Origin of the sequence: Microcystis sp. LE18-22.4A, from assembly GCF_027531105.1 — a bacterium.
In the GTDB taxonomy this organism is placed as follows: domain Bacteria; phylum Cyanobacteriota; class Cyanobacteriia; order Cyanobacteriales; family Microcystaceae; genus Microcystis; species Microcystis aeruginosa.
Window position 1 is genome coordinate 1 of sequence record NZ_JAPZRB010000268.1, and the last position, 12998, is coordinate 12998.

A 12998-nucleotide genomic window follows, 5' to 3' on the forward strand; every position below is an offset into this window, starting at 1 on the left:
CTTCTAGGTTCTGTGTGATAAGTTTAACTTACATAGGATCGATCGATCTTTGTGTCCTTTGTGTCTTTGTGGTTCGTTCCACCCCCTCGCTAGGAGAAATGTATCTTAGAATACATTTTACCCACCAAAGCTGGGAGAGCCGGAAAAAGGCAGGTCAAATTTTTCAATAACTGGCGATGACAAGCAACTGAATTACCGATGGAAAAACAACTTTTGCAGCGAATCACCCTCGATTTGAATATATGTCACGGCAAACCTTGCCTTCGAGGATTGCGTTATCCTGTTGAATTTATCCTAGAATTACTTAGTTCTGGCATGAGTATGGAAGATATTTTAGCCGACTACGATGATTTGGAACGGGAGGATATTCTAGCCGCGTTATTGTTTGCCACTCGATTAACTCAGGTAAAAAGCATCTACCAAATCGCACCATGAAGTTTCAGGGAATAGTTATCAAAAGTATATTTACTAATTAACCAAAATACCAGTGAAACTAGCTCAAGCTCAGACGATATTAACAGACACTTTAACCGTATTTTGGGGAGAATGGCTAGATTTACGGGCGAGAGTCCTTCAGATCGCCGCCACAGGTTTAGTTTCTCCCCTAATCTATATTATCGGTTTCGGGTTGGGGTTGGGAAGCGCCCTCGATCGCTCGATGAAACCCTCACTCGGCGATTCTTATCTAGAATTTATTTTACCCGGAATGGTGGCCCTGTCCTCAATGGCGATCAGTTTCGGGGGAACCACCTTTTCCATCTGTGGCGATCGCTTATTTAGTAAAACCTTCGAGGAATTATTATTACTGCCCGTCCATCCCCTCTCATTATTTTTAGGCAAAGTTTTCGCGGGAATTTTGCGCGGTGTAATGACTTCTGCATCAGTGATTCTCGTTGCTATCTTATTTACAGGAAAATTTGCCAGTTTTCTCAATCCCCTCTTTTTATTAATTTTAATCTTAAATTGTGCCGTCTTTGCCGGTTTAGGGGCAATTGTCGGATTGCGAGTTACATCCCTCGAAAGTGTCAGTCTGTATAATAACTTTTTAATCGTGCCGATGTCTTTTTTAGGAGCAACTTTTTTCGACCCCCAAACCTTACCCTGGCCATTAAAAATTATTGTTTATTCCTTGCCCCTCACCTATGCTAGTCTAGGATTAAGAGCCGCAGCCTACGATATAAATCAATTTCCTTGGTTTGCTATCCCCATTTTATTAATCGTCGCTATTCTTCTCTCGATTGTCGGTGCTTATCAATTCTCCCATCAACGGGATTGAATCAGTGATCAGTAATCAGTAATCAGTAATCAGTAATCAGATTTAAGTATTCGGTGAACAGTATTAAGTGGCAAGTTCAGAGCTTTCTTTTCACGGATTACTGTTTGATTTTTACTGATAAAAGCAAAAAGCTCCTGACTCCTATCTCCTGACTCCTTTTTCCCTTGAATAAATATATCCTTTTTTATAAACCCTACGATGTATTATGTCAGTTTACTGATGAAAATGGTCGCTCGACTTTAAAAGATTATATTCCCATCCCAAATATCTATTCTGTCGGTCGTTTAGATAGGGACAGCGAGGGATTATTATTACTCACAGATAACGGTCAATTACAGCATCGTTTGGGTCATCGTCAATTTGCTCATCCGCGTACCTATTGGGTACAAGTCGAAAGAATTCCAGACCTAAACGCTTTAGAAAAATTGCGTCAAGGTCTTCCTATTCAGGATTATCGCACTCGACCAGCAATAGTTAATTCACTAGATTTTGAACCAGATTTACCCCCCAGAGAGCCACCGATTCGTTATCGAAAATCTGTCCCCACCGCTTGGTTAGAAATTACCTTAACTGAGGGGAGAAATCGTCAGGTAAGACGGATGACGGCTGCCGTTGGTTATCCCACTTTAAGATTAATTAGAACAGCCATTACTATTGACAAAAACAATAAATTATGCTTAACAGGATTACAACCCGGTCAATGGCGAGAAGTGACTGAAAAAGAGAGAAAAGCCTTAGAAAGGTTATAATTTCTGTAAGCAACCTTGACAATCAAAGTTGAATGTATAGTGTGGGACTTGATCAAATGACCCACAATTATCTATAATCGTGAATATTAAACCTAAGACAAACATGAAAGTTAAAATTAAAAATCTTGGCATTTTAAAACAGGCAGAATTCAGTCTAGGCGACCTCACAATTATCTGTGGTGGTAATAATACAGGTAAAACTTATGCTACCTACGCTTTATTCGGTTTTTTAGACAATTGGCGAAGACTATTAACGGGGCCAAGATTTGGCCTCAAAGAAAAAATTGAGCAACTACTTTCTGATGGTGTAATTAGTCTCGATCTACAGGAGTATGTTCAACAGTGTGAAAGTATTATTACTACAGGTTGTCAAAGATATATTCAACAAATACCTGAAGTTTTTGCGGCTAACGAGGAGAGGTTTAAAAATGTTGATTTTCAGATAGAATTAAATTTTGACAATATTCAATTTCAAAATAAGTATGAAAAGAAAATTAGTACAGCAATATGGGAAATTATCTCGATTAGCAAACCTGAAAATGAGCCTTATTTATCCATTGCATTATTAACAGAAACAGAAACAGAAAAAATAAATCTGGGAGGTGATTTTCTTGAATATATCGAATATATCATTTCCAACAGCATCCAAGATATAATTTTCTCTCAGTTTTTTCCCAGGCCATTTATTGCCAGTGCAGAAAGGACAGGAGCGGCAATTTTTCGCAAAGAGTTAAATTTTGCTCGTAATCGTTTACTGGAAGAAATTAGCAAAAATAGCAATTTTGATCCTAGTGAACTGTTATTTAATGTTTCTCAGGATTATGCGCTACCAGTCAAAAAAAATGTAGATTTTACTAGACAAATAGAAACAATTGTCAAAAAAACTAGCTTTATTGCCGAAAATCATCCCAGTATTTTAGAAGATTTTGCCGATATTATTGGTGGTCAATATATGATTACTAACAATGATGAACTTTATTACATTCCTAAAGTAAAAAGACAAGGAAAAAGACTTAGACTATCGATGGATGAAAGTTCTAGTGCTGTACGTTCTCTTTTAGACATTGGCTTTTATTTAAGACACGAAGCTCGCATCGGAGATTTGTTGATAGTAGATAAACCTGAATTAAATCTCCATCCAGAAAATCAACGCCGTATCGCTAAACTTTTCGCTCGACTGATCAACATTGGTATTAAAGTTTTTATTACTACTCACAGTGATTATATTATCAAAGAAATCAACACATTAATTATGCTTAACCATAATAAACCACACCTGAAACAAATTGCCGCAGAAGAAGGCTATAGACAAGAGGAATTATTATCGGCTAATCAAGTTAAAGTCTATATTGCTGAAGAAGATTCAAAGATGTTAAAAGGACAAAAAAGAAAGACCCAATTTAACACTTTAACTCCCGCTAAAATTGATCACGAAATGGGTATCGAAGCAGGCAGTTTTGATACTACTATCGAAAATATGAATCGTATTCAAACGGCTATTATTTGGGGTGAGGAGTAATGTCTGATATTGCTATCCTCAAAGAAATGATTAGCAAGTGTGCGATAGTAGAGTTGGAATATAAAAAAGAGTACAAACGAGATATTTATTTACTGAAACTGACAGAAAATCAAGATAACTATTCGTTTGTGATTAGTGGAATGCCTGAACCTGATCGAGTTATTGTGATCAAGCTAGATGAGTTTTTTGATGTCCGCAAAATTTTTACTGGTAGTAAAGGTGAGTGTAAGCGTGCAGATTTTATAATTATCGCTAATACCACTTCTGAAAAAGTTATCCTTTGTCTGGAAATGAAGAAAAGCAGAGATTCTAATTCATCGATAATTAAACAATTAAAAGGAGCCAAATGCTTTGTCTCCTATTGTCGTGAAATCGGACGCTTATTTTGGAATCAACCCGATTTTCTTCAGGACTATCAATATCGCTTTGTTAGTATTAAAAATATCAGTATTTCTAAAACAACCACCAGCAGCCGTAAATCCTCTCAAAAAAATGAGATTCATGATCAACCAGAAAAAATGTTAAAAATTTCCGCTCAAGCGAAGCACTTTCAAGAATTAATTTAGTCCTATAGCTTGACATTATGACCGATTTAATCTCGATCGAATAACGATCTTTTGCCGAGAGTGCCGAAAGAGCCTTATCGATGCTCATTTTTAAAAACTTCAAACACCTGCCGGCTGAAATATTTTAACTTATCAGCCACCTTAGGAGAAGGTTGATAATTGCCGACTAATTGCCAATTTTCCACCGTAGATAGTCGCCAAGCAGTTCCTTGATGGTTAAAAGCCTGCATTTCTAAGCCAATCAAACGCTGATGCTGATCCTCGCTATCGAGATGAAAACGAATTTGTACCAGAATACTGCGCCCTTGAATTCTGGGACTCCAACCGGGAAAATGGAAAGCGATATCGATCGAGTCGGGATCCGTTAACTCCCTTGTGTGGGGATCATTGCGCCAAGGTTTCAGATCTGCCTTTGCATCGGGGAATTCTTGTTTAAACAGGTTGACGAGTGTGGCGATCTTCGCCGTTAATTCTAATCCTTTTGCCTGTTCCGACGCATTCATGCTCACCTCTGATAATTGCTTATAAAGTAACTATTTATACAGTTTAGCCCTGCTTTTTGCGACTATTGGGACAATTATAACGATATTTTCTCGATCGAGTCCAAAATGCCGCACCTGTCAATCAAGATAGCCGCTGCCAAAAAGACAAAATCAAAACTAAACTAGAAAATAGGATAATCGACAGGAACAGTATTTTCTATGAATCCCCAAGAGTCTCTATTACAATCGATCGAAAAATTAGGCTATCGGGTTACGGTGGGTGATGTGGCGGCAAAATCGGGTTTAGAGATTAACGCTGCACAAAAGGGATTATTAGCTTTAGCTGCGGAAGCGGGGGGACATTTACAGGTAGCAGATACGGGGGAGATTATCTATCTTTTCCCTGAAAATTTTCGCTCAATTCTTCTGAATAAATATTGGCAATTGCAGTTAAAAGCTTTCGCCAGTAAAATCTGGCAAGTAGTTTTTTATGTTATTCGCATTTCCTTTGGCATTGTTTTAATTATTTCGATTTTAATCCTGTTGCTCGCTATCCTAGCGATCCTGATCGGCTTAATGTTCAAAGATAGTGACTCGGATAACAATTCTGGAGATAGCAAAATTAATATTAACTTCTTTCCCACGGACTTTTTCTGGATTTTTTATCCCGATTTTGGTAATAACTACTACGAAAGAAGAGATCGGGAAGTTAAGGCAGAAAAACCCCCTAGTAAGATGAATTTTCTCGAGGCAGTTTTTTCTTTTCTTTTTGGCGATGGCGATCCTAATTTTAATTTAGAGGAGAGACGCTGGCAAACTATCGGTAAAGTAATTCAAAATAATCGTGGCTCGATTATCGCTCCACAAATTGCTCCCTATCTCGATAGTATTACCCCCAGTCATGAGGAGACAGAAGATTATATACTCCCAGTTTTAACTCGCTTTAATGGGTTGCCGCAAGTGTCCGATCGAGGCGATATTATCTATTATTTTCCCGATCTACAGGTGACAACCAAAGAGAGAAAAGTACAAGCAGTTTCGCCCTATCTAAAGGAAAAACGCTGGAAGTTTAGCGAAGCGGATAGTGGTCAAATTATCTTAGCTTTAGGTTTAGGGGCGGTTAACTTTATCCTCGCTTTAGTTTTAGGATATTTGCTCAACAGTGATAGTGTCGATTTGAGCGGTTCTCTGGGGTCGATAGTCACAGGTATCTACGGTTTTCTCCTCAGTTATGCCGCTGCTTTTTTGGGGATTCCCCTCGGTCGTTATTTCTTTTTACAGTGGAGAAATAAGCGGGTTAATCAACGCAATCAACAGCGAGAAAAAAGAGCAGATTTATTAGCACAAAGTAATCCTGAATTAGAGCAAAAACTTGCCTACTCTCGTCAATTTGCCGACCAAAAAGTGATTAGGGATGCTGATATTAGTTATTCTACGGATCAAGACTATCTCGAACAAGAGAGCGAGCGCTCGGATAAAATCGATCGAGAATGGCAAAAACGCTTAGAATCGCCCGATTCCTGACTCCTGACTTGAAAGAGGGTGTAGGGTGTGGGGTGTGGGGTGTGGGGTGTAGGGTGATGGGGAAATGGGGAAATGGGGGAATGGGGGAGTGGGGGAGTGGGGGAGTGGGGAGATAGGAGAATTTCAACTAATACCCCAAAACCCTAAAACCCCAACTCCCTAAAACCCCAACTCTCAACTCCTGCCGACCGCCGACCGCCTCCTGAATCCTGAATCCTGAATCCTGAATCCTGACGACCGACTCCTAACCCCAGCAACAAACTTTTTGCCGCAAACCCTAACTTAAACGATCGAGAGTGCGATACTGAATTGCTTCGGCAACGTGGGAACTTTTCAGCATTTCACTATCTCCTAAATCGGCAATGGTGCGGGCAACTTTGAGAATGCGATCCATTGCTCGGGCCGATAAACCCAATTTTCGGATTGCCCCTTCTAAAATATGGCGACTGCTATGATCAAGAGCGCAAAAACCCCGCAAATGCTCGGAATTCATCTCCGCATTAGAGCGAATCCCCGTATTCTGAAAGCGATCGCTGGCCTTTTGTCTGGCCCTTTCTACCCGTTGCCGCACTTGCTCAGAAGCTTCTCCCCGACTCTCTTGGGTCATTTCTTCCGGTTTCAGGCGATTTACGGTCACTTGTAGGTCAATACGGTCTAAAAGCGGCCCCGATAATTTCGCCCAATATTGTTCCCGTTGTCGCGGTGAACAGCTGCAGGGTTGCACCGAATCGCCGTAATAACCACAGGGACAGGGATTGGTGCTGGCCACCAGGGTAAAACGGGCCGGAAAAGCGACAGAAAGACGAGTGCGAGAAATGCTCACATAACCATCCTCTAGGGGTTGCCGGAGATATTCCAAGACACTGCGCTTAAATTCCGTTAATTCGTCCAAAAATAAAATACCACGGTGGGAAAGGGAGATTTCTCCTGGTCGGGGATAAGTGCCACCTCCCACCAGCGCCGCTCCGGAAGCGGAGTGATGGGGACTGCGAAAAGGACGCTCGCGCACCAGAGAACCTCGATCTTTCAGTAATCCAGCGACGGAATGAATCTGGGAGACTTCTAGGGATTCGGCAAAGGTAAGCTGGGGCAGAATACCTGGTAAACGTCGCGCTAACATGGTTTTACCGCTGCCCGGTGGCCCGACAAAAATTAGGTTATGACCTCCAGCTGCGGCAATTTCCAGGGCCCGACGGCCAATTGCTTGACCTTTAACATCCTTGAGATCGGGGAGATTTACCCGCGATCGCCCGAACTCCTCGGCAGCGTTAAAAGTCATCGGTGAATGGCGATCGGGTTCATTTAAGAAATTTACCACTTCCGATAGATGACGAAACCCATACACTTGTACGCCTTTGACCACGGCCGCTTCTTTGGCATTATCGGCAGGAACCACTAAACCCTTAATCCCCATTTTTTCGGCAGCGGCAGCAATGGGTAAAACCCCCGCCACGGGACGCAAACTACCATCGAGGGATAATTCACCTAAAAAGAGAAAATCCCCCAATAAATCGGCTTCTACCTGTTCGGAAGCCCCTAAAATGCCGATACTAATCGGTAAATCATAAATCGGCCCCTCTTTGCGGATATCGGCGGGACTTAAATTGATGACAATTTTGCGGATGGGAAAGGCAAATCCGGCATTTTTTAGGGAAGCTTTTACCCTTTCTTTCGACTCCTGCACGGCGGTATCGGGTAAACCCACCACGGCAATTCCGGGTAATCCCCCCGATACATCCACCTCTACCCCGATTTTAATGGCATCGATGCCGATAATTGCCGCACTCCAAACCCTTGCTAACATTTTGGCTCAAGTAAAAATAAAGTGAGTTCTTAGGAAAATGAAACAGGATGTTAGGCTAGTTTTCCGCATAAAAATGATTTTATCTGGGAATTTACCCGGAAAATCAGCGTATTTCTGGGGATAACCTAACCAGAAAAGCTGAGAGCTTAATGGTATAGTTAAAAAAAAAGCAATTTGTCTATGAGCGAGACTATTTTTAGCAAAATTATCCGTAAAGAAATTCCTGCCTCGATCGTCTATGAAGATGATCTGGTTCTCGCTTTTCGAGATGTTAATCCCCAAGCACCCACCCATATCCTCATTATCCCCAAAAAACCGATTCCGAAACTAGAGGAAGCCAGCGACAGCGATCGCGATTTATTGGGACATTTGTTACTAACTGTTAAAAAGGTGGCCGCCGAAGCTAAATTAAGTCAAGGTTATCGCGTGGTGATCAATAATGGGGAACATGGGGGTCAAACCGTCGCTCATCTTCATGTCCATCTCTTAGGCGATCGCCCAATGACCTGGCCCCCCGGTTAAACCCCCGTTATTTTCCCGCATTTTTGGGGAATTATAGAGCTAGAAGCGTTCTTTTCCGAGTCGGTCTTCTCGATGTTAAACCCATGAATAGGTCTATTTCTGCGATCGCTTTGTCCAGCACCCTGCTGTTATTTCCCTTCACCGCCGCGACTCTCGCTCAATCGGAATGCTTTCTCCAAAGAGCAGATGGACAACAGATAGATCTTAGCCGTCTCTGTGGCGGTTCATCTAGAAATAGGAAAAATTCCCCGCAAGTTTATCAGTTACCGATTCAACGCCGGGTTAATGGCATTCCCACGGTGATGGTGGTTTTTAATCACCGTCACTATTATGAAATGCTTTTTGATACGGGAGCTAGTGGCATCGTCCTTACCGATGCCATGGCAAAAGCGATGAAAGTCAAACGGGAAAGGGAAGTACTCGCTCATACCGCTGGCGGTGTCGTTAGGGTTTATCTTGGTCGCATTAATTCTATTAAAGTTGGCGAGGTGGTTTTATCTAATCAGATTGTTGGTATTTCTCCCCAAATGGAAGGGTTAGGACTCTTGGGACAAACTTTTTTTGGTTCCTATGATGTCACGATCAAAAAAGATGTGATTGAATTACGTTATCGTTGATAAGTAGCTGGTTATAATTAAATTAAAAATGGATTTTAGGTTCGATCCCCCCTGCCCCCCTTGATAAGGGGGGTGCCGATAGGCGGGGGGATCCCCCCTGCCCCCCTTGATAAGGGGGGTGCCTGAAAACTTTTAACACCTACCTACTTAGTCTCATGGGAAAAATTCTCGCTTTTCTGACTCTAATCTAAAGTTCCTCGCTGTATTTGTTCCCGTTCGATCGCTTCAAACAAGGCCCGGAAGTTGCCTTCTCCAAAACCTCTAGCGGCATGACGTCGCTCGATTAATTCAAAAAAGAAAGTCGGCTGGGAAAAAATTGGTTTAGTGAAAATTTGCAGTAAAGTCGGCTTTTCCGGGAGGGAATGACTATTTTGTTCAAAATCGATGAGAATTTCCTGTTTTTTTATTTCTGACCATTCCCAATCAGCAATATTAAAATCTTTTTTTTGATAGTTAATTAGTTGATAATAACTGTCTGGAACTGATAAAAATTCTACCTGCCTATCTCGGAATTTTTGAGTTAAGTTTACAATATTTTCTGTTTTTAAAGCAATGTGTTGAATGCCAGATTTTTGATTAATATCTAAAAATTCTTGAATTTGAGAACTGTTACTATCTGGCTCATTAATCGGTAATTTTAATTCAGTTTCGGGGTAAACAAGTACCTGAGAATAAAGACCAGAACGCTCCGTTTTAATAGTAAAAGTTTGCCTTTTTTTAAAGCCTAAATTTTCCTCATACCAATTGGCTGTTAACTCTAAATTCCCTTGAAAAACATTTAAAACTAAGTGATCAATCGCCAGAATATCCTGATTATATTGTTCCCTACCATCGTATTGAATCAGATGAGGATCGGCTAAAATTGGCGTGATTCCCTGCCTTTCAATTAACGTATGTTTGAGATCAGCAATGCTAGAGATTTGACAGCTTTTTATCTTACCCCTAGCCAAAACAGTTTCCTGAATAAAAATGTCCTGTTTAATTCTCCTAGCTAAACTGTCTAAATCCTCTACTTGAAAAGCTACATCCGCCACCCCTTCAGGATATTTACTTAAAAATTCCGCCACGGGACTAAGGGAATTTAAGGGAGAAGATAAGATAAAAATAATCTGTTTAGTTTTATCTTTTTGGATGCCATTGCCAACTATTTCCGTGTGCGTATGGAGATTAACTAAACTTGCGATCGCCTGAAAATCCATCACCCGCACAAACCAATCTCGCCATTTTTTGGCCGATTCTACATAAAAATGAATATGATCAACAAACATAGATAAAGTCAAAAAAGTGGTTGAGTGTTAGTAAGTGGGGAGTGGGGAAATGGGGAAATGGGGAATTTCAACTAATACCCTAAAACCCCAACGGGTGCATCCCACATTTGCAGAAACACCGACAATCAGCAATTATCAGTGACCCTTAAATTATTACAGATATATCAGCAGCTGCGTGTAAGCATCCCACCGAAAAACTAATGCGCGGGGGTTTGGGGGCGGCGCCACGCCCCCAACGGGGTGTTTGGGGGGTAGAACCCCCCAAAAGCTTGGATTGGGGGATAAAACCAGAAGTAACACCCGATTTTAGTAGAAAGAAAGTTTCCCTTTAAAAATCCCAACTTAGTAGATTGACAAAAATGAGATGTACCCAACCCCAACTCCTGACTCCTGATGACTAAAAAAAGAGATGACTATCGGGTTGAATATTAATTTCCATGGGGACGGCTTGGGGTTCAGCATTCATGGCAAAATAGATAGCATCGGCGGCGGTTTGAGCGGTTAACATTTTAGTGCGATCAACTTTTAAGCTCACCTGATCCCAAAAAGGAGTATCGACACCACCAAAATAGAATAAAGTCATTTTAATACCATAGCGTTTTAACTCATCGGCCAAACATTTACTAAAACCGACCACCCCGTATTTAGAAGCACAATAAGCGGCAGCCATAGCCATAGAATGCTTACCTAAAATTCCCACCACATTACAGATATGACCGGCTTTATTTTCCTTCATCACATTAGCGGCAGCCTGACAGGTATAAAAACTTCCCTTCAGATTGAGGTCGAGCATTTTATCTAAATCTTCCGGCGTGATTTTATTGTATTGTTTCATCACACCGGCTCCGGCCGCATTAACCAACACATCCAACCGGCCGTAATGGGAGACAATTTTTGCCATCAAAGTTTCTACCTGAGTCGGATTGGTGATATCCGTCGGCACAATTAAAGAGGGACAAGGCAACTCACTGGCTAAATTAGATAAATTATCGGCATTTCTGGCCACTAATACGAGTTTATGACCATTAACAGCTAGTTTACGGGCTAAAGTGGCACCGATACCCCCCGTAGCGCCGACAATCAGGACAACTTTTTCGCTCATAATTATTTACAATTCTTTACAAATATTATTGTAAACTGTTCCGACTGGAAAATCATCGCTAGTCCCAACCCCTTGATTAAGGGTTAGCCAACTTCTGATAGGATAAACCGTGACAATGTAAAGAAATTTTTATGACTGTACTGACCGAAGGAATCGCGCCCCACGGTGGGCAATTAATTAATCGTATTGCTACCGCTGCCGAAAAAGCCGAATTTCTGGCCCTAGCTGAAAAACTACCGCGAGTTTCCTTAGATGAACGAGCGCTCTCGGATTTAGTTATGATTGCTATTGGTGGTTTCAGTCCCCTCAAAGGCTTTATGGAACAGGACGACTACGAAAAAGTCGTCGATGATATGCGTCTAATCAATGGTTTACCCTGGGCAATTCCCGTGACTCTTTCCGTTAGGGAAGAAGTGGCGGATCCGCTCCAAGAAGGCAACTGGATTCGTTTAGATGACAGCGAAGGCAACTTTGTCGGAGTCCTGGAATTAACCCAAAAATACCGTTACAATAAGGCCCACGAAGCAGTTAACGTCTATCGTACCGACGACCAGAAACATCCCGGGGTAAAAGTCCTCTATGAACAGGGAGAAATTAACCTCGCAGGTCCGATTTGGTTACTTCAGCGCAATCCTCATCCCCAGTTTCCCAAATATCAGATCGATCCTCTGCAATCGCGCCAAATGTTCCACGAAAAAGCTTGGAAAACGATTGTCGGTTTCCAAACCCGTAATCCCATCCACCGGGCCCACGAATACATTCAAAAATGCGCCCTAGAAGTGGTAGATGGTTTATTCTTGCATCCTCTTGTCGGCGCTACCAAAAGCGATGATGTGCCAGCCGATGTGCGGATGCGTTGCTATGAGATCATGATGGATAAATACTTCCCCCAAGATCGCGTTATTCTGGCTATCAACCCCTCAGCTATGCGTTACGCCGGCCCCCGGGAAGCAATTTTCCACGCTATTATCCGCAAAAACTACGGTTGTACCCATTTTATCGTCGGTCGTGACCATGCCGGAGTCGGGGACTACTACGGAACCTACGATGCTCAGTATATCTTTGATGAGTTCGAGCCTGGGGAATTGGGAATCGTGCCGATGAAGTTTGAACACGCTTTCTACTGTACCCGCACTTCGGGAATGGCAACCACCAAAACTAGCCCCAGTTTACCTGAAGAAAGAATCCACCTTTCGGGAACGAAAGTCCGGGAACTGCTGCGCAAAGGAGAATTACCACCTCCGGAATTCTCCCGTCCAGAAGTAGCTGCCGAATTAATCCGCGCCATGCAAGGATCTTGACATCCTCGCCGCCCTAAAAGTGCGGCGATTCCTAAACCTCACGATTTAAGTTTCTGCTTCCACCACCGTCGCATACCACAGTTAAAAAACCATGTACTGTCTTACACAGAGTCCACAGACTTTCGCTCCATTTCAGAAGCCCGATTCCGTGTGTCCCACGGTACGTTGACCGCCTATAGCTTCTTGTACTTGTTGCGCGCGACTTTTTACCCGGCCAAGCTTTTCTGAACGGAACTCCCTAAGCCGAGTTTTCAAGGTGCTGTCCGCC

At 42.1% G+C, this 12998-nt stretch carries 13 protein-coding genes and 1 pseudogene; 9 read left to right on the forward strand and 5 right to left on the reverse strand.

From position 1 onward, the window contains the following. The first annotated feature begins 198 nt into the window (after positions 1-198). The 5 genes from O9295_RS12430 to O9295_RS12450 all read left to right on the forward strand — a co-directional run bounded on the left by O9295_RS12430 (position 199) and on the right by O9295_RS12450 (position 4110). Positions 199-435 carry a DUF433 domain-containing protein gene (locus tag O9295_RS12430; RefSeq protein WP_147072515.1) on the forward strand — a complete coding sequence of 79 codons (237 nt, stop codon included), beginning with the start codon at positions 199-201 and terminating at the stop codon, positions 433-435. 52 nt (positions 436-487) lie between these two features. Beyond that, a complete protein-coding gene (locus O9295_RS12435; protein WP_147072517.1) occupies positions 488-1276 on the forward strand; it encodes an ABC transporter permease in 789 nt (262 codons plus the stop codon). Positions 1277-1440: 164 nt separating this feature from the next. Continuing rightward, positions 1441-2025, forward strand: a complete 585-nt coding sequence (locus tag O9295_RS12440) for a pseudouridine synthase (RefSeq protein WP_288033123.1) — start codon at positions 1441-1443, stop codon at positions 2023-2025. A 103-nt stretch (positions 2026-2128) separates the two neighbouring features. After that, positions 2129-3544 carry an AAA family ATPase gene (locus O9295_RS12445; protein ID WP_288033124.1) on the forward strand — a complete coding sequence of 472 codons (1416 nt, stop codon included), beginning with the start codon at positions 2129-2131 and terminating at the stop codon, positions 3542-3544. Beyond that, a complete protein-coding gene (locus O9295_RS12450) occupies positions 3544-4110 on the forward strand; it encodes a hypothetical protein (RefSeq protein ID WP_288033125.1) in 567 nt (188 codons plus the stop codon). The genes O9295_RS12445 and O9295_RS12450 overlap by 1 nt, the downstream gene beginning before the upstream one ends. Positions 4111-4184: 74 nt before the next feature. Here the strand turns inward: O9295_RS12450 and O9295_RS12455 are convergent, their stop codons facing one another. Continuing rightward, on the reverse strand, positions 4185-4613 hold the full coding sequence (locus O9295_RS12455) for a Tery_1686 family protein (RefSeq protein ID WP_147072521.1): 429 nt from the start codon (positions 4611-4613) through the stop codon (positions 4185-4187). Between the two features lie 198 nt (positions 4614-4811). Here O9295_RS12455 and O9295_RS12460 point away from each other — a divergent pair, with 198 nt between their 5' ends. Continuing rightward, a complete protein-coding gene (locus O9295_RS12460; protein WP_288033126.1) occupies positions 4812-6116 on the forward strand; it encodes a hypothetical protein in 1305 nt (434 codons plus the stop codon). A 277-nt stretch (positions 6117-6393) separates the two neighbouring features. Here O9295_RS12460 and O9295_RS12465 read toward each other — a convergent pair whose 3' ends face one another. Then, entirely contained in the window at positions 6394-7920 is a 1527-nt protein-coding gene (locus tag O9295_RS12465; protein WP_002757852.1) for a YifB family Mg chelatase-like AAA ATPase, read from the reverse strand. A 180-nt stretch (positions 7921-8100) separates the two neighbouring features. Between O9295_RS12465 and O9295_RS12470 the strand changes: the two genes are divergently transcribed. Both O9295_RS12470 and O9295_RS12475 read left to right on the forward strand, forming a co-directional pair. Next, positions 8101-8442, forward strand: a complete 342-nt coding sequence (locus O9295_RS12470; protein WP_147073365.1) for a histidine triad nucleotide-binding protein — start codon at positions 8101-8103, stop codon at positions 8440-8442. Between the two features lie 83 nt (positions 8443-8525). Then, positions 8526-9059, forward strand: a complete 534-nt coding sequence (locus O9295_RS12475) for a retropepsin-like aspartic protease family protein (RefSeq protein ID WP_288033128.1) — start codon at positions 8526-8528, stop codon at positions 9057-9059. A 182-nt stretch (positions 9060-9241) separates the two neighbouring features. On the opposite strand, the gene hppD is transcribed toward O9295_RS12475, so the two are convergent. From hppD to O9295_RS12490, 3 genes and pseudogenes are all read right to left on the reverse strand, one after another. Next, the gene (gene hppD / locus O9295_RS12480) at positions 9242-10327 is read right to left on the reverse strand and encodes a 4-hydroxyphenylpyruvate dioxygenase (protein WP_288033130.1); all 1086 of its coding nucleotides are present in this window, start codon (positions 10325-10327) and stop codon (positions 9242-9244) included. A 145-nt stretch (positions 10328-10472) separates the two neighbouring features. Next, positions 10473-10668 (reverse strand): annotated as a pseudogene (locus tag O9295_RS12485) (hypothetical protein). Between the two features lie 56 nt (positions 10669-10724). Next, positions 10725-11429 (reverse strand): SDR family oxidoreductase, encoded by a 705-nt coding sequence (locus O9295_RS12490; protein ID WP_288033131.1) that lies wholly within the window; start codon positions 11427-11429, stop codon positions 10725-10727. Between the two features lie 131 nt (positions 11430-11560). On the opposite strand from O9295_RS12490, the gene sat reads away from it, so the two are divergent. Beyond that, positions 11561-12730, forward strand: coding sequence for a sulfate adenylyltransferase (gene sat, locus O9295_RS12495; RefSeq protein ID WP_288033132.1), 1170 nt, complete (start codon positions 11561-11563; stop codon positions 12728-12730). Positions 12731-12998 lie beyond the last annotated feature (268 nt).

What these genes read in the sequence shown, in the direction of transcription:
- O9295_RS12455 (WP_147072521.1), bottom strand. Translation starts at nt 4,613, where the DNA reads ATGAATGCGTCGGAACAGGCAAAAGGATTAGAATTAACGGCGAAGATC.
- O9295_RS12460 (WP_288033126.1), top strand. Translation starts at nt 4,812, where the DNA reads ATGAATCCCCAAGAGTCTCTATTACAATCGATCGAAAAATTAGGCTAT.
- O9295_RS12465 (WP_002757852.1), bottom strand. Translation starts at nt 7,920, where the DNA reads ATGTTAGCAAGGGTTTGGAGTGCGGCAATTATCGGCATCGATGCCATT.
- hppD (WP_288033130.1), bottom strand. Translation starts at nt 10,327, where the DNA reads ATGTTTGTTGATCATATTCATTTTTATGTAGAATCGGCCAAAAAATGG.
- O9295_RS12475 (WP_288033128.1), top strand. Translation starts at nt 8,526, where the DNA reads ATGAATAGGTCTATTTCTGCGATCGCTTTGTCCAGCACCCTGCTGTTA.
- O9295_RS12470 (WP_147073365.1), top strand. Translation starts at nt 8,101, where the DNA reads ATGAGCGAGACTATTTTTAGCAAAATTATCCGTAAAGAAATTCCTGCC.
- O9295_RS12430 (WP_147072515.1), top strand. Translation starts at nt 199, where the DNA reads ATGGAAAAACAACTTTTGCAGCGAATCACCCTCGATTTGAATATATGT.
- O9295_RS12450 (WP_288033125.1), top strand. Translation starts at nt 3,544, where the DNA reads ATGTCTGATATTGCTATCCTCAAAGAAATGATTAGCAAGTGTGCGATA.
- O9295_RS12490 (WP_288033131.1), bottom strand. Translation starts at nt 11,429, where the DNA reads ATGAGCGAAAAAGTTGTCCTGATTGTCGGCGCTACGGGGGGTATCGGT.
- O9295_RS12445 (WP_288033124.1), top strand. Translation starts at nt 2,129, where the DNA reads ATGAAAGTTAAAATTAAAAATCTTGGCATTTTAAAACAGGCAGAATTC.
- sat (WP_288033132.1), top strand. Translation starts at nt 11,561, where the DNA reads ATGACTGTACTGACCGAAGGAATCGCGCCCCACGGTGGGCAATTAATT.